This is a genomic window from Saccharothrix sp. AJ9571 (assembly GCF_021725495.1).
GTDB classification, from domain to species: domain Bacteria; phylum Actinomycetota; class Actinomycetes; order Mycobacteriales; family Pseudonocardiaceae; genus Amycolatopsis; species Amycolatopsis magusensis.
This window is the reverse complement of sequence record NZ_CP091383.1, coordinates 55133-78314: the sequence shown is the minus strand read 5'-3', so window position 1 is coordinate 78314 and position 23182 is coordinate 55133. Positions and strand designations below refer to the sequence as shown.

The following is a 23182-nucleotide window of genomic DNA, read 5'->3' as shown; positions in this document are numbered from 1 at the left end:
TCAGCCGCGGCCACACCCCTATCTGTAGTCTCAGAGCACCGAGAAGGCGGTCCATCCCCCAAGACATTGATCATCAACTAGGTGATCAAGTGATCGGCCACGAAAGGCCGGTCTGGAAAGGGAAAGGGATGGCATGAAGAAAAAGGAACCGCCTGATTGGAAGAGCGGACTGCAGGACCTGATCGCGAGATGGATCGGCCCTGCAGTCCAAGTGGCATACACCGCGTGGCGCTGGTTAAACGGCCTGTAGCCCGCCGTGTACCACACTGGTGACATCGTCGCCTGCTCTCAGCGCACACTGAGAGTGGTACGGCGGCGGTGTCACCAGTCAGTCAATGAGGGGTCGGGCCAGCTGGTCCGGCCCCTCAGTCACGTCGGCGCAGAAGCTCCGCCGACTATGTTGCAGTTCCAGACTGCAACATAGAACGAGTATGTCATCTCCTCCAGCGAATCGACATAGTATGGAGATTCGATGGAGGTACCAGGGCGTGTCGCACCGCTGTCCGACCCCACGCACTACTCACTTAGCCTCGGGAACGCCCGGTGGTGAGCAGCCCCTGCTAGCGCAGGTAGTCCGGCGGGTGCAGGCGCGCGAACAGCTGCCCAATCACCCGCACGGTGTCGAGCGCCCCAGGCAGGAACATCACCGGGTCGTCGGCGTCGATCTCGGCGTGTTCCATGCGGGCGGCCGTGGCGTCGTCGACCTGATCGGGGTCGGGGTAGGCGCGCTCGACGTGGTCACTGAACAGTTGCAGCCGCGTCAGGAGCGCGAAGTCGTGACCGGCCGCCGCCGGGCCGTGGCCGAACTCCGCGCGCAACTGCCCGACGCTGACGTGGTCGACCTGGCCGCGCACCGCGCCGAACGCGGGGACGGGCCGCCGGCATGACGGGGACCGAGTCCAGTCACCTCGTCGTGCTGCGTGGCCCGTCCGGCGCGGGCAAGACCTCGATCGCCCAGGCCGTGCGCGCCGACCGCGGCCGCGGTCTGGCCCTGGTGCAGCAGGACCTCCTGCGCCGCACCGTGCTGCGCGAGCACGACCTGCCCGGCGCCGCGAACATCGGCCTGATCGACCTGACCGCCCGCTACGCCCTGGACCATGGGTTCGACGTGGTGGTCGAAGGCATCCTCGACGCCGGCCGCTACGGCCCGATGCTCACCGGCCTGATCCGCGCGCACCGCGGCACCACCACCGTGGTCTACCTCGACGTGCCGCTGCAGGAAACCCTGCGCCGGCACGCCGGGCGCCCACAGGCCGCCGAGTTCACCGCCGATCACCTGCGCAGCTGGTACCGCCCCGGCGACCGGCTCGGCGCGCCCGGCGAGCACGTCATCGACCACACCACCACCCTGCCCGAGGCGACCGACCGGATCCTCGGCCTCACCTGGGGAGCCACCGCAGGGCCCGCGACGCCTCCTGCTTGCAACGGCGCACAGCACGCCACCGACTGAAGGGCATGGCCATGCGAATGAGCGCTCGCCCCCGGGAGTCTCCCTGGGGGTGAGCACCGCACGCTGTGTTCGCGTCGTGGTCAGGCGTCCTTGACGAACAGGCCCAGCACGCCGAGAACCGCAAGTACGAGTCCGAGCAGCAGCCACCAGCTGCCCCACCCGACGTAGATGATGATGCCGCCGATCACGGCGAAGATCAGCGGACCGACGAGACCGGCGACCTCATCCTCGCGTCGACGCTGCTCCGCGAGTGCGGCCTGCAGGGCCCGGCGCTGCTGTTCCCGCTGCCGTTCCCGTTGTTCCTCGAAGTCGATGAGCTGGATGGTCTGACGTTCGATGCGGGCCGACAGCCGCTCGTGCGCGTCGGAATTCGGATCGAGGGACGCCAGGATCTGGGTGTCCTGGTTCAGCTGCTCACGCAATGCCTGCACGGCCTTCTCGGACGGAACATGCTGTGTGCTGGTGATGATGTCCTCCAACTCTCTCTGGCTGCTTACCTCGGCGTGGTCCAAATCTTGTGGGCCGACGGGGCCCGCAGAAGCGGGTGCGCCTGATGCGCGGAGCTCACGATGCCTGGGCGTGTGCGGCGAGCTTTTCGGTCAGCTCGGCCCAGCGCTCGAAGTCGGCGAGCAGTTCTGCGGTCATGCGGACGCCGGACGGGAACAGCTGCTCGAACAGCTCGGTAGCCGAGGTGGGGGTGGCCTTGGCCGGTATGGGCAGCGCCTGCTGCTGCGCCGCGGCCGACGTAGACGGTGTCGCTGGCGGGGCTGACGGCGAGTGGGCCCGCACGCCCCCGGACCACTGATAGACCCCGGATCGGATCCGGTCCAGGTCTCCCTCGCGACACAGCTGCGCACTTGCGGTGCGCACCTGATCCCGGGTTACCCACGCGCCGGCCAGTTCAACGACCTGATCGAAGCCGAGTGGCCGATCGGCTTCGGCATGCACCCCGAGCACCAGCGAGGTGACGCGATCCCGATCGGCGGCTCGCCGGGGCTGTGCGGCATCCGCCGAGGCGTCCGCGGGCCGGGACTGTGGCGCGGGACCCTCGGGCCCTACCCAGAACCGGTCGACGGTGACACCGGCCAGCCGAGCGGCCTTCTCCACGAGGGGAGCGTCGGTCCGGCCCAGCAGCGAACGGAGCACGCGCAGCGTTCCGCCGTGGGGCCCGCGGAAGACAAGGTGCACGCCGTCGACCTTGCGTTGCGCGAAGTTCCAGGCGGTGAGCTGTGCGACGAACTCCCGGTTCGTCCGGTGCGTTCCGGTGGACGGTTGACCGTTCGACTGCCCTGCCATCACAACTCCAAATTGGTGTACGTGGCGACTTCGTTCCAGAGTACACTACGATATAGACTAGTTATCCACTCTTTTTTGGAGTTACGATGATGAGCGAGACGAACGCCGTATTCCCCGACATCGACCAGAACGTCGCGACCAACTTGCGTGCGTTCCGCGAGCGCGGCGGCGTGAGCCAAGAGGAACTGGCGCAGCGAATGAGCGAGCGCGGCTTCGGGTTCAGCCAGGCCACGATCTGGAAAATCGAAAGCGGCCAGCGGACGGTCAAGATCAGCGAGGCTGTTGCCTTGAGCGATGCTCTTGACCTGCCCCGCTGGATCAACCTGACCGCGGAGCCGGACGTGACCCGACACCACGCCGCCCTGACCGCGGCCCATCGTGGGGCGGCCCAAACCTATGCCGTGCTCAAGGACGCAGCCGTGCTGTATCTCCGAGCACAGGTCGATCTCTCGTTCCTCGTGCGGCAGGCCCGGGATGCCGGCGTCCCGGTATCCCAGCTGTACACGAGTTGGCTCGACATTCCCGCGGAAAAGGCCGTCCTCGAAGCACGCGCCGAATCAGCCCACGAGGACGACGTCCAGATGCGCCAAGCCGAGGAAGTCAACGCGATCCTGGCAGCCCTGCGCGAGCATGGCTACGTACCTCCACGTCCTGAAGACTGGGTGGAGGACGGAGGAGAGTCCGCGACCGGCAGCGTCGACGAGGCCGGCCAGGCAGAGCCGGCCGGATCGACGACCGAGGTGTCTCGGTAACGACCCTAAGTGCTGTTCAGACGCCGGTCTTCATCCATGTTTCATAGGCGACCGCCTATGAAACGCTGGAACGGTCGGGTGACTCGCTGGAGTGACCGATTGGGCTACCGCTACGAGTCGGAAGTGACCGTAGTGCAGGGGACTCCGGTACAGCGTGAGAACTCGAAGCCCTCTGCACACGGCGACGAAAGCCCAGCTCAGTCGTGCACGCGGGTTCGGACATTCACACCTGGACAACATGGGTCCGGTAAACGATCGTTTTGCGGACCCATGTGTCGACGTTCGCAACGCGCCGCGCGGCAACCATAGGTTGCCGAAACGCGGTCGGCAACCTATGGTTGCCGGATGCTGAATCCGCTCGACGTCTCCGAACGCCTTGCTCTCGTCGACCGGCTCCGGCGCTTCGCCGCCGATGATGAGTTCGTCAGCGCGCACGGCGGCGCCGCCCTGGATCTGCTCTGTACCGCGGTCGCCGCCGACCGCGCCGGGCAGCCGCGCCGGGACAACGTCACCACCGACGACATCCACGGAGGACTCGGCCTGATCGCCAGTGAACGAGCCCGCCTTGACGAGGCCGAGGTGTCACTGATCGAGGCCGCGCTCGACCGCGGCGAATCGCTCCCCGAACTGGCCCGCGTGTACGACATGACCCGCCAGGCTCTCACCAAGCGCTACTACGCACTCGGCGGCACCCGCACCCCGCTGACCGGCCTGGCCGGCGATGTCACGCCACACGGCGCCGTGCTCCGCTACTGGATGGCCCGGACCGAAGCCGACGTCCACAGCGAGGCCGCCACCGAAGTCCCGCTGTACTACAACGGAACCAAGTTTCGACCCGAGGTCCCGGCCAGCATCGGCGGCGACTCCGGCGCCGCCTACCTCGGAGACCTTCCCGGGCCCGGCGCAACCATCAGCGGCCGGGTCTACCGCAGTAGCGACAGCACCAACCCCATCAACGTCTGGCTCCGCGCCGAACCAGACCCCGCGACGGAAACCTGATCACTGCTGGTGCGACCCCGAGCAGCCGACGCGATCGCTGGTTTCTGTCGGTGCCTACCTGGACACTTGGGTGTGTCGAGAGGGGTACCGATGCCGTTGACCGCCCGGTTGGCCGGTCAACGTGATCCGCTGGATGCGTCTCAGCTTGATCTGGGCTCCAACCTGAGCTGGGAGATCATCCGGGGTGGGAATCCGCTCGAAGACGCCCCCGACACCAGCGAAGGACGACGCGATGACCCGCCGGCGTTCCGCGCAGCCGGACGTCACTGACTCCTGCCCGCCCGAGTGTCTCAAGCACCCCGAACACGTCTACATCCTGTGCTACGGGCGCCCAGTCACGGTCTCCTCGCGCGACGGTCTGCGTGCAGACCCGACGATCGACTACCCGATCACGCACTACGTCGGGTGGACGAGCCAGCAACCACCGGTCCGGCGGGTCCGGGCCCACGGTGCCCGCTCGGCGCACTACATCGCGCAGATCCGCCCTGGCACCCTCGCCGACGAGGACCACCCCAAACGCCACGAGTCCTGCCCGAAGTGCGGGAAAAGCCTGTGGTACTACGCCGAAAGCCCCACCTACCCCGGCGAATGACAGAGCGGGGGCAGCGCGCGGCGGGCACGGTAGGCCGTGCGGGTACGCCTGTTCGATCTCCGGTGTCTCCGGAAGTTCGGCGCCGCTCACGATCCGACCCCACGCTCATACCTGCCACCACGCAGGTCAGAGAACTCCGGGCGCAGCGTGGTGAGGTGCCGCTGATCTTGTCGAATGCGGCGAGCATGCCGCGTTGAGCGGGATCTACCTAGTTGTCCCGTATTTCGCCACGTAGGCGGCGAAGTTGTCCGCGATGATCTGCTGCCTCTCGACAGCGGTGAGGCGTTCAACGTTTGGTGAAGGCCGGCACTTCCCGGAGGGTTGCGGGGAGGCCGCGGCCCAATACAGGAGACTGGTGGAATGGCCAGCTACGGGCGGACCGTGGAGTTTGACGATGTTGATCAGAAACAGCCCGCCGGTGAACCGGATGAGGGGCTGACGACTGCGGAGCCGGCTTCGTCGATGCGCTCGCGGCTGACGCGCGGGGCCCAGTTCGCACATCGATTGACCCAGTACCTGTTGCTCCTGCCGTTTCTGCTTTTTCCGCCCTACAGCACGCTGATGTTGGTGTACAACCCCCTGAACAGGCAGGAGAGGCGGGCACTGGAGGGAATCGGCCTCTCTCGTGCCGTAGCCCGGCGCGCACACGTTGCGACGATCTGCGGCGGAGTGGGAGTGACGTTCAGCTGGTTCGCGATCGGGCTGGTCCCCGTGCACGTCATGAACTTGCTCAGCATGAAACCTCCGCCATCGTTGATCAGTCACCTGGTAGTGGGCCTCATCCTGAGTAATGCCGTGGTGGGTCTGCCGCTGCTGGCGATCACAGCCGCGTCGCCTCGCATACGACTGCTGATATCAGCCACACGGTGTATCCGGCTGCTCCTCCTGTTCCGGGACAACCCCGTCGATCCCGACCTGAGGTGGTACCGCTTCAAGATGCGGAACCACCTGTACCGGCAGCGCCGGATGGCGGGGCTGGCCTGGGCGCTGACCCGCGACCAAGCTCGTCTCGCTGGTCGCTCCACGGCCGAGCCTGGACTCGGGGAGGTGCTGCTTTGGTACGCCGAGAGCCCGCACGAAGCCAGACGCCGAGCGATTTTCAGCGGCTACATGGTTGAGATGATCACGGCGATCAGCACCGGTGAAACCGTGCCCGACGTTCAATTCCCGCCAGCGAAACGATTCGCCACCCGCTCGCCCCGCAGCCGCTTCGCCCGGCTGCTCCGTACTATCGTCACTGCCGCGCTCACGTCGAGCATCATCGCCGCCCTCCTCACAGCTCTGCTCAAGCTCGTTGTCAAGTAGGGGTCCCCGTAGTACTCGCCGAAACGGGCGGATATGGCTGATCAGGGAGTTTCCCATCGCGACTGGCACTCAGGCGTCGACCACTGCTCAGAGCTACGCCGCTAGGCGCATCACCGGGTCAATTCGGCAGGTTCGGCGTAGGCCGCGATCAGTGCCTCTCGGCCGTGTGCGAGTTCGGGGACGTACTTGTAGATGGTCGAGCGATTGACCCCTGAAAGTCAGCACTGCGGACTTCGTGCCGGTCGGCGGCGGGCCGTGACGCATGGGCGGCGCCCCTTAGCCACGGCGCCGATCCGGGTACGGCTGGACGTCGGCGCCATCGGCGTCGACCAGGTACTCGCGCTCACCGCGAAAGTAGGCGAGCAGCTGAACCCGCCTGAACGTGGCGACCCAGATCTGGCCGGTCTCGCCGGGAGGTTGCCGGTGCACGGCGAAGTGCCGGGCAATGCTCGGGTTGGTGGTCCAGGACAGCCCGAACCGTCGTTCGGCGGTTGCTCCGCGGTACAACCGTCGGACCAGCAACGGCTTGCGAGTGCGCCGGACGCCGGACATGCCGGAGGTCCACTCGAAGTAGCCGGCGTGCAGGAACATCGAGCGCCACGCCTCGGTGCTGTTGAGCGGATCTTGATCTGGGCGATACCGCCAGGCCCCGGGCAGCGCGACGACCATCTGGCCCGGTGTCACATTCCCAGCTTGGAACTCGGCGAAGAGTACCGCCGGATCAACCACGCCGTTCTCATCGATCATCGGTGGGCGTGACCTCCGTCCACGGCGAACGCGGCGATGTCGATGCGCGGACCGCTGGTGGTGGGCATGGTTCGACTTCAGCACGTCGGGGCACCGGACAGGGTGAGGGCATGCCGTGGATGCCGAGAAAGCTGGTGGCCCCGGCACGGTCCGGAGCCACCAGCGTGGTGGGCTACTCGCCGAACCGGTCTTCGTGGCGATCGACCAGCAGCCGCCAGCACGTGGCGATGACCTCGTCGCGCCACATGCGCCCGATCGACAGCGCGTCGAGTTCGATGCCTGGGGCGAGTTCTCCGGCGACGATCGTGCCGAGTTCGGCCAGAGCGTCGTCGGCGATGCCGGTCAGTACCTCCAGGGCGAGTCCGGGCAGGCGACTTCTCGCAGGTAGCAGCGGCCGGTGTCGTCGAGGTCGGCCAGGGCGAGCAGTACGCGCAGGTCGGTGTCGCGCCACAAGGTGTTTCGGACGGGGGCGCCGGTGGTCGGCGAGCCCGGTGTGCGCGCCCTCGACGAGCCGTGATGACAGCAGCAGATCGATCCGGTCGAGTTCGTGGGCGCCGGGGGAGGTGGGACTCGGCGGGCATGCCCGGGCTAAGCAAAGAGGGGTTCCTCCCCGAGCCGGAGAAGGGCGCGGCAGCTAAAAGGCGCGCCCTGCAGGTCACCTTAAATCTGGTTAGCGTCCGATTTAACCCGCTCAACCGGGAACATAAGCCGTTCGACCATCGTTGTTCCTGACATGTCGACCATGCTGCAGCACTTGCGCGAGACCGCTCACCTCAATCAGCGTGACCTGGCCCAGCGGGCCGGGATCAGCCAGGAGACCGTCAGCCAGCTGGAGACCGGGAAGTCGGCCCGGCCGCGGCTGGAGACCTTGACCAAGCTGCGGGACGCCCTGGAGCTCGGGGACATGCGGCCGGAGGATTTGCTGAATCCCAGCCCTCTGGCCAGCGACCCGGAGCTCGCGCCGGCCGCGGCCCGGCTCATCACCCTGCTGAAGGTGCTCCCCATCTACCGGTACGGGACCTTCTCGAAGTTCTGGACGGAACTCTCCAGCCACCTGGGCTACCAAGACCTCTACCCCGCGACCCACCTGAGCGCGCACCTCGAGGCAGCGATCGCCGCCAATCGCAGCACCGCGGAAGTCGAACTGGCCGCCTACACCTTGATGTTCTTCGACCCCGACGACGCCGGCACGTTGCAGATCCTGACCGACCACTCCGGCATCGGACCCGAACGGCAGGTCGCCTACCGCTGGTGCCGCGACGTCACCGACGCGGCCTGGATCCTGCACCGGGCCGCCATGACCTCCTACCCTGAGCAGGTCGGCCAGCTCTACGCCGAAGCCATCGAAACCACCGACCCCCAGCGGCTGCGGGAGCTGTGCGGCAGCGTCTACGACATCGTCCGCTCCCGCGCCTTCCCCCGCGCCACCGTCGAAGAGCAGATCACCGCGCTGCGGTCCGACCCCTCCGACGAGGTCCACTACACCATCGCCAAAAACGGCGGCGCCGACATCCAGCACGCCGCACTCAAGATTCCCACAGCCTGGCCGGGGCTGTCCCTCAACACCGGCCTCACTCCCGCAGTCGCCGAGCAACTGCTCGACACGGTGCTCGACGCGCTCACCGGACGCCACGCCGCCCCCGCCGGGAAAACCCTGCACAACCTCTCCGAGCGCGCCGATCTGCCGCGCCCGTTGCTGGAACGCATCAGCAGCACCATCGACCGCGACGTCTACCCCGACATCGAAGGCGGCTGGGTCACCGCAGCAGTGATCGGCATCCGCAACACCCTTGATGAGCTCGACCACCAACCCAGCGACACGACTCCGGAGCACCGGCCCAGCCTGCATGCGGTCGCCGACCAGCCCGCGCCAACCGCATGGTGGCGGCGTTTCTTCGCGCGATCCTGACCTGCGCCACCCACGCGGCGGTCTGCCGTTGCAGCGAAAACGTCGGGGCCGCAAGTGGGGTCGGACGTCAGCGCGTCCGACCCCACTTCCAGGTGGACCGCCCGACGGTGAACCCGAACCACACCGCCACCGTCGGCTTGGACCGCGACCGGCCGAAGCCAAGCGGAGCTATTGGGCGGCCGTGATGAGCTGAACTACTACCGCTCTACCAGTTGTGCACAGGACTTCGGACATCCGTGCAGGCGACTCCGGACATCGACACCGCTCAACATGGGTCTGGTAAACGATCGTTCTAGAGACCCATGCAGTGACGGTCGAGAGCCCGCTGTCGGGGACCCTCAGCGTGGGCCTGGTCGACGGCGTTGGGGGACTTCCGTCGTTTCTCGTGTTCGGCCAGTGCGCCGTAGATGCTGGCCAGGCTCGACCGTGCGGAACGAGTACGCAGCGCGACGCGTTAACGAAAACATGCCATCGTTGCCATCCCCAGAGGAGATCGAAGCCGCGCGCACCCCTGCCGGGGGCTTCACTCGTGCTCAACTTGCCGCCTGGGGTGTGGCGTGGCCTCCGCCCAAGGGGTGGAAGAGAGACCTCATCGATGCCTGGCGTGCAGCTCAGCAAGAACAAACTCCCACAGACACCTGACCTTGTAACCGATCTGGGCCGGAAGACCGATCAACCGACTGGCTCGGCTGCGGTGCTGCGCATGCGCTCCTGGTAGATCCGGCAGGCCCCTGCGCACCTCGCGGGTTTACAGCTGCGCGGCGATGTGCGGGCAGGTTCGCCCGGCCTGGTACTCGCCGGGGTAGGACTGCTGCAGCCGTTGCCACCACGGGCGGCTTCGGGTCTTCTGAGGCGTGGTTGTCCAGCGGTAGCCCGGAAAATCGGTGCGCAGCACCTCGATCGCGCGGGTGCCGTACCCGTGATGCTGGAAGTCGTCCTCGATCCCGATCTCGTGCAGCAGCGCGGTCCGGCACACCGGGCACACGTGATACAGCACGGCGCCGACCTCGCGGCCGCCGACCAGCAGCCTCAGCCATTGCTCATCGGTCGGATCGTCGTGACCCGACCGCCGAAACGCCAGTTCCGCTTCCACGCCCACATCCTCCGGGTGCTGGTGACCCGCCAAACGGGTGGCCTCGTCAAGGAAGCTTGACGGGAGCCAAGGCGTCAAGTTTTCTTGACGGATGATTCTGGGCGACTATCCGCCGGACCTGGACGCGAACGCGGTGCTGGCGGCGGTGACGGCCGACGAGCGGGAGTACTGGCAGCTGTGGCGCCTGTACCACGAGCGCCGGACCACCCGGCAGGCGTTCGAACTCGGCACCTCCCAGGGCATCGACCCGACGATGCTCGACACCTGGAGCCGGGAACTCGAGCAACTGCCCGCGATGAGCGCGCTTCAGGCGCTGCAGGCCAACCGTCGCCTGGTGGACTTGCTGACCGGGAGGCGCTGGACGGTGATACGCGAGGCGCGCGAGGCCGGGGCTACCTGGAGCGAGATCGGCGAGGCGCTGGGCGTGAGCAAGCAGGGCGCGCACGACTGGTACCAGCGCCAGATCGAGACCCAGGAGCGGGTCCTGCCCGAGTACCACGACGCCGCTCGCGCGCGGGCTGTGCTCGACGACGAGCCCGCAAACACCGCCGCCCCCGAGCAGGAAGAACCGTCGCCAGCAACCGTGCCTGCCCCGGGACCGGCCACGGTGTTCGACCCCGACACCGTCCGGCTGGACACGACCGCCGACGAGATCACCCGGGCCCGGCGTGTGCTGGCCGGAGACGCCACCTCGCCGAGAACCATCGGGTTCGTCCAACCCGTTCCCGGCCGTGCCCGCCAGTGGACCGCGAGCACCCCGGACTTCCTCCCGGTCGCCGGCGGCCCGTGGCGAACTCGGCAGGAGGCGCTTCTGCACCTGGTCGAGCACGCGCTGAGGGGCGCGACACGATGAGCACCCCGGCAGGGCACCCGGCCGCCGAGCCGACACCGTGCGGGGTTTCGGGGGGCATCCGCCCCGAGCACGGCCGATCTCTGCGCTCGAGCGCCGGCACGACCTGGTGCACCGCCCTCGGATGTGAGCGGACCTGGGACTATGACCGGCTCGACACACCGTGCCCCGAGCCGGTCTGGGCGGAGCTGAGCTTCGCCGACGGCGTGACCGCGCGGTTCTGCGAAGGCCACACCCGCGACGCGCACATGTACGTGCGGCCGGCCCCTCCCACGATCCGCGGGCTCGACGGCCTGCCCTTCGCGGGCGCCCCGTACGACGAAGGCGCGCCGGACGATCCGGCGGCCGGGATCGGCGACGCCGGCGCTCTCGGGCCGTACGCGCACGCGGTCGTCGACGCCCTGCGCGCCGAGGGCATCATCATCGGCCACGTCAGCACCACCGGCGACGAGCCCAGCATCTACCTCGAGTTCGACCACGCCCAGTGCCTCCACGCCGGGTACACCGAGCGGATCTGCCTGGACTGGAACGCGACCGCCGGGTGGCGCTACGGCATCGAGAACCCCGACGACCTCGATGGCTTCCTGTGGGCCGTGCGCTTCGGCGGCAAACTGCTGCCCACCCCCGCGGAGATGGTCGACCTGGTCGACCGCCTGATCTTCCACACCAGGGGGATGAACGAGCCAGACCCCGAATACCGCCGCCACGACGCCGACGACGACCTGGCCGGGCAGCTCCACCGCGCCGCGCACGGCCACAACTAGCACCGGATCAGCGCGAATGGCGTCTCTCAGGTGAGTCAGCTCGGCCGACGACGCGCACTCCTAAGCGCGAACTCCTAAGCACCGCAAATGCCTGTTTGCCGTCTCGGGCACGGCGCTGTCGGTGCCGCGTGACCAACTGGGTCACGGTGTCCCGGCGAAGACTCCGGTGCTCCGAAGGACGGTCTGAGCACCCGAGCCAGTGAAGATTCGACTGCTTATCGCATGGGGTAGACCGTTCCTCCCGACCGGCCGTGCCGGGCCCCGGCGGCCCCGCGATTCGGCCATACACCAGGTCAGCGGTGTGGCACGATGAGCGGTCACCGGCGACCGCGACGCCGGTCAGGTCCCGGTCACGGCTCGCGGAAAGGGGGGCGAGGCCTCGATGGTCACGCCGTTCGACGAACACGGCCACGCCCTGCTCATGCACCTGGAAGAGCACGGACCTGGCGAGATCAATGACGTCCTGGCCCGCCGCGGCCTCGGGGATGACGACGCATTCCAGCTCGCCGAGTACCTGGGCGAGCAGGGCCTGGTGACGAACTCATTCTCCGGCGGTGGCGCGATCGAGAGCACGCTGACCGGGGGCGGCCGCCAACGGGCGCAGCGCCTGCTCGCCTCGCGCCCGGCGCGGCGCCTGACCGAGCTACGCCGGCGCATGCTGGCCTGGCTGGAACACCACGGCCAGAACATCGACTGGAATAACTTCCTGGCCAGCGATCAGGTCCAGTACGAGGACGCCGTCTTCACCGAGGACGAGGTCACCCGCGAAGCTGAGTACCTCGACGAATCCGGCCTGATCACCTCGCTACCGGTGGACGAGGCCCCGAACGGCACGATCCAGCCCCAGCTCACGGCCCGCGGCAGGGATTGCCTGCTCTACCACGGCGGCGATGTTCGCCGCCTTCTCACCGGCCGCAGCGACGAGGACTCCATGACCGACGACGACGGGATCAACAGGCAGGGCATCCAGGGGCTGTTCGCCGGGATCCAGGCCGAGTTCGACAAGCAGGGGCCGATCCGCGTGCCCGTCGAAACCGGGTTACCCACCCTGGGCACCACGGTCAACTACAACGGACCGGTACTCCAGGGCGACATGACCCATGCGCAGATCGCCTGGAACGCCCAGCACATAACCCAGAACCAGCAGCACAACACCAGCCCCGTGGCCCCCGGCTACGAGGAGCTGGCCCGGCTAATCACCGACTTGCTGCAGAGCCTGCCCGCGGTCGGCCTGCCCGACCAGGACCGGGCCGATGCCGAGGAAGCCGCCCAGGAAGCCCTGGCCGAGATCACCCAGCCCGAGCCGGAGAAGTCGAAGCTGCGCAAGTGCCTCAACGTGCTCAAAGGCGTGTTCGCCCCGCTGGCCGCCGGGTACTCGGCTGGCGCGACCGAGACGGCCACAGAATGGTCGAAAACCGCTCTCGAGGCGCTCTCCGGCGTGGTCGTCTGAGCACGCGTCACCATCGCCGTGTGACCGGCGCGGGCACCACCCGCGTCCAGTTCCGCCCAGTTGGGGTCGTCGTAGTATCCGGAGCCCCAGAAGACGATGCGAGCGGCAGTCCCGCCGATGCCAACCCGGGGACCCCCACGGCGACCTCGGCACCACCTTCACGTGCGTGACGATCGCTCGATCCCCTGATGTCGCGGGCACCCCGGGAAACATGCCCACGACTACGACCTGCGGCAAACCGGCTGTCTGGGGCTGCCGCTCTAGCAGGAACCCAGAGAAGCAGGGCGAAAAGACCGCGGAGAAGAAGTTCGAGGAGCGCTCGCCCGGCGACGGTGTCTCAGCAGGACACCGGTGGCGGCTCGGGCGTGGTGCCGAAGACGAGTTGGTCGTGCCGGCGGCACAGCAGCCGGACCTTGTGGCGGCGGCCGGGCAGCTTCTCGCCGGACACGGCGGGGAGTCCGCACAGCCAGCAGCGACCGCCGCAGGCGGCCACGCGCACGACACCTGAGGTCGCCGGGGTGGTCACAGGAAGTCGTCGTCGGGATCGTCGACGGCGGTGTTGCGCTCGGCGGCGTGCTGGGCTCGGTCATCGAATCCGCTGGTCGCGGTCGGCGAGTCCGGATCCCGGTCGGCGGCCGCGCTGATCCGGTCGGCGGCGTCGTGATCCATCGGCGTGCTCATGCCCTCCAGCCTGCGGCCCCCTGCCCTCTCGTGGTCAGGAAAACGCGCGAGGCGACCCGGTTCAGTGATCATCGGCAGCCGTGTGGGTGCCGACGACCTCGCCGTTGCAGGACGGCGAGGACGGGGCAGGTGGTCCAGCCACACGATCAGGGCAGCGTCGACCACCGGATCATCGGCGAACCTTCCGCGCCCGTGCCTCATGCCAGTTCCATCGCCGCACACCCGCCCGGTGTCACATCCTGCTCACCCAGGGCGCCGGCCACCGCCCGGGTGACGCACGGATGGTGCTCGTTGCGGCACAGACCGTGCCCTGACCTGCGCTGTTCCCGGCTGCCGTCCACACTGGACACGACGGCGGCGAGGAGGGCCGAGGTGGGCAAGCGGGCGAGCGAGGTGCCGGTGGCGGTGCCGCCGATGCTGGCCGAGGACGCCCGCACCCTGCCGTCCGACCCGGGCTGGGTGTTCGAGTGGAAGTGGGACGGCTGGCGGACGTGCATGACGGTCGCGCCGGACGGCACCACCCGGCTGACCAGCCGCAACGGCAACGACCTGACCAGCTACTTCCCCGAGCTGGCCCGGACGCTGCGCGAACCGCTGGCCGGGCAGGCCGCGGTGCTCGACGGAGAGATCGTCGCGCTCAACGAACACGCCCGCCCCGAGTTCGGCCGCCTGCAGCGCCGCCGCACCAGCACCGGCACCGCCCGGCTCGCCCAGGCGGTGCCGGTGCACTTCTTCGCTTTCGATCTGCTCCAGCTCGGCGGCGACTCGCTGCTGGCCGCGCCGTACGAGCAGCGGCGTGCGCAGCTCGACGACCTGGCCCTCCCTCCCGGCGGGCGGGTGATGATCCCGCCGTTCTACGCCGACGCTGACCCCGACGACATGCTCAAGGCCGCCATCGACGCGCAGATGGAGGGGATCGTGGCCAAGAAGGTCAGCTCCCGCTATCTACCCGGCCGGCGCTCGGCGGACTGGCGCAAGCACGCGCTGTTCCACAGCCACACCGCCCTGATCGGCGCCTGGCGCCCCGGCTCCGGGCAGCGCACCGACCGGCTCGGCGCGCTGCTGCTCGGCGCCCACAACCCCGCCGGCGACCTGGTCTACATCGGCGACGTCGGCACCGGCTTCACCGACGCCACCCTCGACGACCTGCTCGACCGGCTCCGCCCGCTCGAACGACGCCGCAGCCCGTTCGCCGACCAGGTGCCGCGCGACCGGGCGCGCGGCGTGCACTGGGTCGCCCCGCAACTGGCCTGCGATGTCGTCTACCGCACCTTCACCCCGGACCAGCGGCTGCGCCACACCAGCTTCCGCGGCTTGCGCTGGGACATCGACTTCGACCACATCGTGGTCCCGGCCGTGTCGGGCGTGCCACCGACGCCGTAAACACCACGAGCGCGGCCGACGCCCGCGTAGCTAGCACGGACAGGCGGGCTTCGTCCCGAGGCTGGTCACGCCCCCGCCGGGGTAGCGGAGGGGAAACGAGAGGTTGGTCCCGCCGCCTCGAACGCGTCTCTTGGCCGGAGTGCAGGGGCGGCGGGACCTCATCAACGGGGAGTTGCCCGTCCACGAAACCTCACATGTATTTGCTTAGCGAGGTTTCGCGTAACTAGTAGTGCGCACCGAATGGGTGATCCCTCATTAAGTTAAAGTGATTCAGATCACTAAAGTGGGACCTTTTGGGCCCTGGATGCGGCTTTGCGAGAGATTCCCACGACGAGATGTTGATCTTTGGCGAGGGCACGCCTCATGCGGGGCATGCCATGATCGCGCGCGCCGTGATGCTCATTACATTAAGGCTGGGTGCGCTTGACTAGCGTCCACGTCGGGCCTGTCAGGCAGACTCGGGGCCCTGGAACGCGTGTTTCGTCATTTCGAACTTCTGGCCGGAGTGCAGGGGTGGCGGAGCGCCACATCAACAGGAGCTTCCGTGTCTCGTGCGCGAGGCGGCCGGATAGGCCGCCTTTTCTCTCGTAACAGTGCTGTCTGCGCATCACTGAGGCCAGCTGAGGCCGATGGAAGGCGGACGTACCCGCTGCCTCGCCTGGCGGCTGGCGCAGGCCGGCAGGCGGTCGCCGATGGCTAGCGCCTTGGCGATCAGGGTCGATCACCGCGGCAACCTGATCCGCCGCTTCGCCGCCGCCGGGGATGAGCTGGCGTTCGCAGAGATGCGCGCGCTGACGCTTCCCGCGGTCATGACAGTGCTGCACAAGCGAATGCCCGCGCGGTCTCGCATGGAGATCGAAGACGCGGTGCAGTACGCCTACATCGAGCTCAGCCAGGCAGCACAGACCTTGCATGATCCAGGGCAGGTGCTGTCGTGGCTGATCACCGTCGCGCGGCGGTATCTCGCCAAAGCGGCTGAGCACACCCAGTGGGAAGTACTTCTGGATCCGATCGATCAGTCCGACGCGCTGGCGACGGTGCCCGCGCCAGCGGCGAGCGATCCCGGGGCGCTGGTGAATCGGGCGGCCCTCCTGGAGTACTTGAGAAGAGGGTTGTCCGAGGCTGACTGGCGGGTGGTGGGCCTGTTGGCCGAGGAGTACAGCTCCTCGGAGGTCATCAAGTCGCTGCAGGTCAAGTCCTCGCGCGTGGAAGGAGTTCGCGATCGGGTATCGCGGTTGCTGCGCGGCACCGCCTGGGAGCACTACAGCCCACCCCCCAGGATGATCATCGCCGATCCGCATCAGTCAGTGATCGAAGAATCGATGATCGAGAATGCGATCCAGCGGCTTCCCGATCGTCAGCGGGAGGTTCTCAACTACAACGTGTACTCCGGCATGCAGCCCAAACAGATCGCCCAGCAGCTCGGTGTAACGCCGAACACGGCGCGGGTCAACCTTTGCCATGCCCGCCAGAGCTTGGCAGTCCGCCTGGGCCTGAGCACCAAAGCCGTCGTCAACCTGCTGGACAAGCTCAGTACCGTCGTGCAGGAACAACCGCTTCAGCACGGCGCGGACGAGATGATCGCCGCGGTGTTCGACGTCGCTCGCTTCGCGCGACGCAGTCCTCGCGATCAGGAAGATGCCCGGTGCCGCCTGCGGGCGCTGGTCGACGTCGTGTTGCCGGAGCAAGCGCTGACCACGTGGACCGGCGACTCCCTGATGACCTTTGTGCCGGTGCAGGCATGGCGCCCGGGGTTCGCCGCCGCGCTGGCCTTGCGCATCCACCGGCACCTGATCGAAGACAACGTTCGATGTGCCGACCAGCTGCAGCTGCGGGTACTGCTGGATGTGGACATGGTCAACGTCAAAGCCAAGGCGTTCTCCAGCCGGCTGGCCATCGATCTGCTCCGGATCAGCGAGAGTGACACGGTCAGGGCCTCCACAACCAGCTCCAGCGGGCCACTGGCGGTGTTTGTCTCTGAACGGCTGCACAACTCGATGATGCGCGGCGGGCACGCGCTGCCTCCCGAGTGGCACTTCACCACGCCGCTGCACATCGTGCTGGGCCCCAACCGGACCCGCCGCGCCTGGCAGCTGATGCCCCGGTGAGCGGGGTAACGACGCACGTGCCGGGGCCTGCTGACCAGGCCGACACGCACTCAGCAACCGGGATGAGGACTTCGGCACGCCGGGGAGTACGGGGTCAACTGTGGGTATAGCGAGATGCACGTAAAGGCCCGCGACAGGGGTTGACATTGCGCCATTCCAGTGATGGAGCATTAAGCCTTTTGCAGGATACGAAACATTTTTCTCCACTAGATAACACGCACGAGCGCCGCTTTCCTTCGGCGTGGTGAATTGCTGACCCTGTCTATAACAGCTAGATTACGGCGCCAGCGGCTGGGAGGGGCGAGAGGAGTCTCGCCCCTTTCCTCGCACTCTGAGAAGGGGTCGGGAGTGCGGGCAGCCTGTGTTGGCGATGAGGGGCGATTAGTGAAGGAGGAGGCCCCAGGCAGACGGACGTGGGAGCCCGCGTACGGGAGGTGAGCGCGGGCCAGGGTGCAGCGACCTATTCGTTGATCCCCTACGACCACCCGGCCCGGAGCCGGGTCGGCGGCCAGATGCGAAGGTGTCCGCCGTGGGGGACTTTGCAGAAAGACCACAGGATGCCCCGTGAACAGGGCACTTCAGACCCCGCGTCGCCGTTTCCCGCTGGAGACGACGGCCTTCCTACGATCCCCGTGTCGTCGGTACCGCAGCCACGCGGCCGGCGAGGGCGGGCCGCAGTCGACGGCCTTCCGTCAACTGCCGAGTTCAGCAATCTGGCTCTGTCCAGTGGCAAACGGACGCTCTCGCTGCTCACCCTGCTCGTCGTGGCAGGACGGACCGGGACGATGCGCGAGGTCAGCAGGATGCTACTGGCCGCGCACGCCAAGGACGAAGGACATTGGACCCACGATCACACCGAGCAGAGCTTGAGCAAGCGGCTGGCCGACTTCCTCGGCCGCGGTGCGCGCCGCGCACCGCGCTGGTCGGAGATCGAGGAGCTGTTTGCCGCCTACCTGCCGCAAGCGCAGCGTGAACCGCTGCTGGCTCTGGCCGCAGGAGCGTTCGTCCAGGCCTACGGGCACCCCCCGCACGGCTATACCGGACCGGTCGAGCGCCCGGGGTGGGTCAGAGCACCGGTGGTCAATGCGGACACGATTCGGACGGCCATCCACCGGGCCACCAGGTTGATCACGGTGGGGCACCCCGGCGACACCACCGCGACTGCCACCAGCGGTGAGGCGAACAAGCCCGCGTCGGCGACCTGGTCAGAGGAACGCAGCAAGCTCAAGGAAATCTCCGCGATCTCGAACCGGGCGTTTATGGAGCTGCTGCGCCAGCTCGAGGACAAGGAGACGTTGCTGCGCTGCGCCGTGACCAAGGCCCAGCGCAGCGAGGCCGCCCGCGACCTGCACCGGCAGATGACCTCGAGCATGGAGGGCTCCCTGTTGTGGGAGATGGCCGAAGACGCCCAGGCCAAGGAGCACCCGGCGCTCTCGCGAGAGCAAGTGCGGAACCTGATGTATGAACAGCTTCGGCAGCTCGCGGACGACCAGCTCGCCTAACACCGCGCAACACCCCGCCAGCCTCCCGTGCCGTGTCCCCGGCACGGGAGGCTGGCCGCTCTCGGCGGGAGTGAACAGGGAGTGAACGGGGAATGGACGGGGAGTAGACGAGGTCGGCAGTGGAGTGGTCTGTGGAGTGATGCGCGGAGTAAACGGGCCAGTATGGCCAATAGTCCACGTTTCACTCCGCAGATCACTCCACGAATTCCAATTCCGCGTGGAGTGATCTGCGGAGTGAAATAGGATTTTTATGGTTTTTTCAGCCTGATCGGTCCGCATGTTCCCGTACGCCATTCGTCGCTCCAGCAGGACCGTTGAACTGGGAAGGTGGACCCCCTACTTCCGTAGCCCGTAGCGTCCGGATAAATTGGGAAATGGCAGATCGCCACCTTCCAAACAATTCATCGAATGGGAGAACTTCATGCCGGAATCGGCGGAACCACACCAGCACCGGGTGCGTGCGCTGCCCTGCGGCCGCGTCCGACGCACCCCTGGCTGTCCTGGGCGCGCGCAGGCCACCGGGGCCTCAGCCGAGGACGCGCTCTCGCATCCGGCGAGAGCCTGCGGGGCGCAGCTGCGCCCCGCGCTGCACAGGAAGGAGAACCCCAATGAGCGGAAAACACCGGAAGGAAGGCCAGCAGGGGTGCGCGGTGATCGCGTTGATCGCGGTCACCGCGACGGCCCTGCTGGCCACCGTCGCTGATCAGGTCGTGACCCTGATCAGCTGACCGGCTCAGCACCGGCTCGGCGGGGCCGGCCGCATGGGCGGCCCCGCTCCCATTCATGCACGAGAGTCAACTCCGCGCGTCACGCAGTATGCCACCGCCGCGCGCGGACTACCCCCAACTCATCACACGGTCGAGTGAGGAAGTTTCGCGTTATGTCGTTCAATCTCGCCTCGTTTATGCCTCGTCAGCGCACGCGCACCCCACAGGTGATCGCGGTCCGACTGCGCGCGGGCACCATGCTGCCCAGCGGCCGCACCTGCGGCGAAACCGACCGCGAGGTCCATTACATCCCCGCGGCGGAGGCCGGGACCACCACCGGCACGACCACCGCGCTGTGCGAAACGGTGCTGCGCCGCGGCGACCTCGAGTTCATCGAGGATCAGCGCGGAGTGCCCTGCACCAGCTGCTACCTGCGCTATCTGCACCCGATCACCGGCGTCCAGGTCCCGCGCCAGCACAACGGGCGCCTCTGGTGACCGCCGCTCCCCCGCCCGTCCGTGGCACCACTCCCGGCACGCCGTATCACCCCCGCACCTACGACGAGGCCTACAGCTACCTGTTCCGGCCGCTGTGCCGGTTCGTGCGCAGCCGCGCCACCGCCCTGCACGACCGCGTGCGCCTGCCCGAAGGTGCGGAAACCGTCGTGGTACAGCGGGTGTTCAATGCCGCCTTCGCCATCGGCTGGGACGCCATCCCCCAGCCCCGTACCTGGCTCTACGCCGTCGCCGGCCACCAGCTGCGCTTGATCGCCGATGGTCAGCGCGCCGAACCCGGCGCCAGCCTGGCCCCTGCGGTGACCTGGACCGCGGCCGCGGCGACCCGCACCAGCGTCACCGAGGTCTGCTTCGCCGCGATCGTGGCCGCGTACGCCGTGTGCGAGCTGCCCGATCACCGCAGCCAGGCCAGCTACCTGCGCTGGTGCGAACGCTGGAGCGTCACCGAGATCGCCGACGCGCTCGGCATCAGCGAAACCGCCACCCGCGCGCACAGCAGTCGCGGCCTGCCCCCGCAGTCCGGGCGGCACGATCCCAGCGAAGCGATCACGCTGCTCGTGGCCGCCCAGGCGCGATCGGACACGACGCTGTTCGCCGTGCACGCCCCGCACCGTCGCGGCCGCCGACCCCGCCAGCCCCCGGACCCGTTCAGCGCGCTGAGCGCGCTCCTGGTCAGCGTGCTCAGCGCGGCCGCCGGGCTGATCCTCGGCTCGGTCTGGCAGACCGCGCTCGGACTCACCAGCGGTGTGCTGGCCCTGACCGGCGCGGGCCTGGGCCTGCGCTACCTGTGGCTGCGGCGCCCGGGAGCCCGCCACCTCGAGGACGGCACTCACCCCGCACCGCAGCCCAGCGTGCCCGCGCGCGTGCTGCTGCTCGGGGTGCGCTTCTACCGCGCGGTGCTCGCCCCGCAGCTACCGGCCGGCTGCCGATTCACCCCCACCTGCAGCGCCTACGCCCAGCAAGCCCTCACCCGGCACGGCGCCCTGCGCGGCACCGTGCTGGCCCTGCGCCGGCTCGCGCGCTGCCGCCCCGGCGTCCCGCGTGGCGAGGATCCCGTGCCCGACCCGGCACCCCGGTGCTCCCTGCCGCCGTGCCGGGTGTCGTGGACAGCACGGCGACGACGCCGGCGCATCGAATTGTGATCCGGCTCTAAACGTTCTGCCCGCCCCGCCGCACTGGATCGGTGCAAGGTCGCCGCGCGCCCGGCCGGCGACCGCGATCCGGAAAGCGGCACCCGATGACCTGGGAGACAGAGATGATGATCATGGTGGTGGCCCGCAGCGTGTGCGACGTGGTGCGCGCGGCGATCCACCGACACACGATGCGAGCCCGTGCCCGGCTGCTGACCGCGGCCGCCGTGCTGCCCGCCGGGATCGCGCTCGCCGAGCGGGCCGCCGACGGCAGCACCTGGCAGGCCACCACAGCCAGCGGCGGAAGGAGCGGAGCGTGAGCGACACACTTGGCACCGGCGGCGCGGCCGCGCAACCGCAGTCCCTGGAAGAGGCCTACGCCGAGCTCTACCAACCGCTCTGCCAGTTCGTGCGGCGCCGCGCCGAGGCCATGCACGGCCGCGTGCACCTGACCGAGGGCGCCGAAGACGTCGTCCAGCGGGTGTTCGACGCCGCCCTCACCGCCGACTGGGACACCATCCGCCAGCCCCGCGCCTGGCTCTACGCCGTCGCCCGCCGGCACCTGCACGCCATGGCCGACTGGCAGCGGGCCGACTTTCCCACCACCTCCGGACGAACCGTGCGGTGGACGTCGATGACCCCGGTCTGCGCCCCCGAGGTCGGCGCGGCCGCCATCATCGCCGGGCACACCCTCAGCGAACTGCCCAACCGTCAACGCCAGGTCGCGCACCTGCGCTTCCAGGAACGCTGGACCTTCGCCGAAATCGCCGACGCGCTCGGCATCAGCAAAGCCACCGCCCGCGTCCACGTCCACGGAGCCCGGGAACTCCTGCGCTCCGCCGTGCCCTTCCAGCTCGGCGACGGCCAGCAGACGACGTGGTGGAACAGCAGCCCTCCCCCGCACGGCAACGATCAGCCCGACCACCTCAACGCCCCCGACTCCTCCGCCGAGCACGTCCACGGCTCGGTGCGGCGCGCCGACCTGATCAGCATGCTCGCCACCCTCCTGCCCGGCGTGCTCGCCGCCGGCGTCGGCCTCCTGCTCGACGGGACCGAGCGCACCGTGCTGCTCGCCGCCGCCGGCGTCCCGGTGCTCGCCGCAGCCGGGCTCGCCGCCCGCTACCTGTGGATCTGGCACCTGTGGGCCCGCTACGCCGACTGGCGACGAGACCGCGCCCGGGCGCGCACACAGCGGCCAGGACCGCTCGCACAGCTTCAGCGGTTCCTGCGCGGCTGCTATCGCGCGACGCTGTTCCCGTGGTGGCGGCTCTGGTGGCTGATCCGAAGCAGACAGCGGCGGGAACAGTGACCAGCGCGGGCCGGCGGCACGCCTCCCTGCGGCCCCTCCACGAAAGGAGACAGCCTGAGCCGGTTCCCGGGTGGCGGCCGCTCTGACCCGCTCCCGGCTCAGCCGGACTCGCCGGTGCTCGGCGCACGAGCGAGCTGATGGCTGCAGTACGCCGGGGGCGCCGGCCAGTCGGCGGGCCCGACCCGGGCCCAGAACGCCCGCGCCGCGAGGTCGTGCGGGATCGGCCGGGTGGACCAGGTGTAGCCGGTGCCCAGCGCGGCGGCCGCGCGAGGATCGCCACGAAAGGTGCGACGAGGCGCGTCGCGCCGAACTGAGTTGTGGTGTCCCCGCTGATCAAGGGGTTGGGTCGGCGTCTTCACCCCAGGGTGTGGCGAGTGGCAAGCGTGCTGCCGATCTCGTGACTCGGCCAAGGGTGCACCTGGCGGCATGGACAGGCGTTACCGCCGTACGGACAACATAGGAATACTGAAACTGCACCCACCAAGGCAGGCGCACGCCCGAATGAGTGATGCACGCGGACATACTCGGGTAAACGTTTACTTGATCAAGCGACGGTCGTAGTATCCCTTCGTGTCGAGAATAGATCTCGACACGAACTCGGCGGAATACTGGGAGGTAACAACGTCGAGCTTGAGGGGAG

The 23182-nt window shown here is 68.3% G+C and carries 24 protein-coding genes; 17 read left to right on the top strand and 7 right to left on the bottom strand.

Annotated features, from left to right (window positions below):
• Nucleotides 1-560: 560 nt before the first annotated feature.
• Nucleotides 561-854 carry a hypothetical protein gene (locus L3Q67_RS45730; protein WP_499191857.1) on the bottom strand — a complete coding sequence of 98 codons (294 nt, stop codon included), beginning with the start codon at nt 852-854 and terminating at the stop codon, nt 561-563.
• A gap of 29 nt (nt 855-883) precedes the next feature.
• On the opposite strand from L3Q67_RS45730, the gene L3Q67_RS45725 reads away from it, so the two are divergent.
• Complete coding sequence (locus L3Q67_RS45725) at nt 884-1450, top strand: P-loop NTPase family protein (RefSeq protein ID WP_499191856.1); 567 nt, start codon at nt 884-886, stop codon at nt 1448-1450.
• Nucleotides 1451-1530: 80 nt separating this feature from the next.
• On the opposite strand, the gene L3Q67_RS45720 is transcribed toward L3Q67_RS45725, so the two are convergent.
• Nucleotides 1531-1929: a hypothetical protein gene (locus L3Q67_RS45720; RefSeq protein ID WP_499191855.1), complete on the bottom strand. Its 399-nt coding sequence runs from the start codon at nt 1927-1929 to the stop codon at nt 1531-1533.
• 85 nt (nt 1930-2014) lie between these two features.
• The gene (locus tag L3Q67_RS45715; protein ID WP_499191854.1) at nt 2015-2746 is read right to left on the bottom strand and encodes a hypothetical protein; all 732 of its coding nucleotides are present in this window, start codon (nt 2744-2746) and stop codon (nt 2015-2017) included.
• Nucleotides 2747-2835: 89 nt separating this feature from the next.
• Here L3Q67_RS45715 and L3Q67_RS45710 point away from each other — a divergent pair, with 89 nt between their 5' ends.
• The 4 genes from L3Q67_RS45710 (at nt 2836) to L3Q67_RS45695 (ending at nt 6394) form a co-directional block, all read left to right on the top strand.
• A complete protein-coding gene (locus L3Q67_RS45710; RefSeq protein ID WP_499191853.1) occupies nt 2836-3498 on the top strand; it encodes a helix-turn-helix domain-containing protein in 663 nt (220 codons plus the stop codon).
• Nucleotides 3499-3843: 345 nt separating this feature from the next.
• On the top strand, nt 3844-4497 hold the full coding sequence (locus tag L3Q67_RS45705; RefSeq protein WP_499191852.1) for a hypothetical protein: 654 nt from the start codon (nt 3844-3846) through the stop codon (nt 4495-4497).
• Nucleotides 4498-4729: 232 nt separating this feature from the next.
• A complete protein-coding gene (locus L3Q67_RS45700) occupies nt 4730-5089 on the top strand; it encodes a hypothetical protein (protein WP_499191851.1) in 360 nt (119 codons plus the stop codon).
• A 360-nt stretch (nt 5090-5449) separates the two neighbouring features.
• Complete coding sequence (locus L3Q67_RS45695; RefSeq protein ID WP_499191850.1) at nt 5450-6394, top strand: hypothetical protein; 945 nt, start codon at nt 5450-5452, stop codon at nt 6392-6394.
• Nucleotides 6395-6670: 276 nt separating this feature from the next.
• On the opposite strand, the gene L3Q67_RS45690 is transcribed toward L3Q67_RS45695, so the two are convergent.
• Nucleotides 6671-7141 carry a hypothetical protein gene (locus tag L3Q67_RS45690; protein ID WP_499191849.1) on the bottom strand — a complete coding sequence of 157 codons (471 nt, stop codon included), beginning with the start codon at nt 7139-7141 and terminating at the stop codon, nt 6671-6673.
• Between the two features lie 115 nt (nt 7142-7256).
• Here L3Q67_RS45690 and L3Q67_RS45685 point away from each other — a divergent pair, with 115 nt between their 5' ends.
• Nucleotides 7257-7529 (top strand): hypothetical protein, encoded by a 273-nt coding sequence (locus L3Q67_RS45685; protein ID WP_499191848.1) that lies wholly within the window; start codon nt 7257-7259, stop codon nt 7527-7529.
• A 354-nt stretch (nt 7530-7883) separates the two neighbouring features.
• Nucleotides 7884-9050, top strand: coding sequence for a helix-turn-helix domain-containing protein (locus L3Q67_RS45680; protein ID WP_499191847.1), 1167 nt, complete (start codon nt 7884-7886; stop codon nt 9048-9050).
• Between the two features lie 748 nt (nt 9051-9798).
• Here L3Q67_RS45680 and L3Q67_RS45675 read toward each other — a convergent pair.
• Nucleotides 9799-10143, bottom strand: a complete 345-nt coding sequence (locus L3Q67_RS45675) for a hypothetical protein (protein ID WP_499191846.1) — start codon at nt 10141-10143, stop codon at nt 9799-9801.
• A 91-nt stretch (nt 10144-10234) separates the two neighbouring features.
• Between L3Q67_RS45675 and L3Q67_RS45670 the strand changes: the two genes are divergently transcribed.
• The 3 genes from L3Q67_RS45670 (at nt 10235) to L3Q67_RS45660 (ending at nt 13207) form a co-directional block, all read left to right on the top strand.
• Nucleotides 10235-10996: a hypothetical protein gene (locus tag L3Q67_RS45670; protein WP_499191845.1), complete on the top strand. Its 762-nt coding sequence runs from the start codon at nt 10235-10237 to the stop codon at nt 10994-10996.
• Entirely contained in the window at nt 10993-11757 is a 765-nt protein-coding gene (locus L3Q67_RS45665) for a DUF6292 family protein (RefSeq protein ID WP_499191844.1), read from the top strand. The genes L3Q67_RS45670 and L3Q67_RS45665 overlap by 4 nt, the downstream gene beginning before the upstream one ends.
• 382 nt (nt 11758-12139) lie before the next feature.
• The gene (locus tag L3Q67_RS45660; protein WP_499191843.1) at nt 12140-13207 is read left to right on the top strand and encodes a hypothetical protein; all 1068 of its coding nucleotides are present in this window, start codon (nt 12140-12142) and stop codon (nt 13205-13207) included.
• 337 nt (nt 13208-13544) lie between these two features.
• Here L3Q67_RS45660 and L3Q67_RS45655 read toward each other — a convergent pair whose 3' ends face one another.
• On the bottom strand, nt 13545-13733 hold the full coding sequence (locus L3Q67_RS45655) for a hypothetical protein (RefSeq protein WP_499191842.1): 189 nt from the start codon (nt 13731-13733) through the stop codon (nt 13545-13547).
• Nucleotides 13730-13888, bottom strand: coding sequence for a hypothetical protein (locus L3Q67_RS45650; RefSeq protein WP_499191841.1), 159 nt, complete (start codon nt 13886-13888; stop codon nt 13730-13732). The genes L3Q67_RS45655 and L3Q67_RS45650 overlap by 4 nt, the downstream gene beginning before the upstream one ends.
• A 372-nt stretch (nt 13889-14260) precedes the next feature.
• On the opposite strand from L3Q67_RS45650, the gene ligD reads away from it, so the two are divergent.
• The 7 genes from ligD (at nt 14261) to L3Q67_RS45615 (ending at nt 22542) form a co-directional block, all read left to right on the top strand.
• Nucleotides 14261-15271, top strand: a complete 1011-nt coding sequence (ligD, locus tag L3Q67_RS45645) for an ATP-dependent DNA ligase (RefSeq protein ID WP_499191840.1) — start codon at nt 14261-14263, stop codon at nt 15269-15271.
• Nucleotides 15272-15900: 629 nt separating this feature from the next.
• On the top strand, nt 15901-17379 hold the full coding sequence (locus L3Q67_RS45640) for an RNA polymerase sigma factor (RefSeq protein ID WP_499191839.1): 1479 nt from the start codon (nt 15901-15903) through the stop codon (nt 17377-17379).
• A 764-nt stretch (nt 17380-18143) separates the two neighbouring features.
• Nucleotides 18144-18881 carry a hypothetical protein gene (locus L3Q67_RS45635; RefSeq protein ID WP_499191838.1) on the top strand — a complete coding sequence of 246 codons (738 nt, stop codon included), beginning with the start codon at nt 18144-18146 and terminating at the stop codon, nt 18879-18881.
• A gap of 934 nt (nt 18882-19815) precedes the next feature.
• Nucleotides 19816-20085, top strand: a complete 270-nt coding sequence (locus tag L3Q67_RS45630; RefSeq protein WP_499191837.1) for a hypothetical protein — start codon at nt 19816-19818, stop codon at nt 20083-20085.
• Nucleotides 20086-20954: 869 nt separating this feature from the next.
• Nucleotides 20955-21245: a membrane protein insertion efficiency factor YidD gene (yidD, locus tag L3Q67_RS45625; protein ID WP_499191916.1), complete on the top strand. Its 291-nt coding sequence runs from the start codon at nt 20955-20957 to the stop codon at nt 21243-21245.
• Between the two features lie 95 nt (nt 21246-21340).
• Nucleotides 21341-21553 carry a hypothetical protein gene (locus tag L3Q67_RS45620; protein ID WP_499191836.1) on the top strand — a complete coding sequence of 71 codons (213 nt, stop codon included), beginning with the start codon at nt 21341-21343 and terminating at the stop codon, nt 21551-21553.
• On the top strand, nt 21550-22542 hold the full coding sequence (locus L3Q67_RS45615) for an RNA polymerase sigma factor (RefSeq protein WP_499191835.1): 993 nt from the start codon (nt 21550-21552) through the stop codon (nt 22540-22542). The genes L3Q67_RS45620 and L3Q67_RS45615 overlap by 4 nt, the downstream gene beginning before the upstream one ends.
• The last annotated feature ends 640 nt before the right edge of the window (nt 22543-23182 follow it).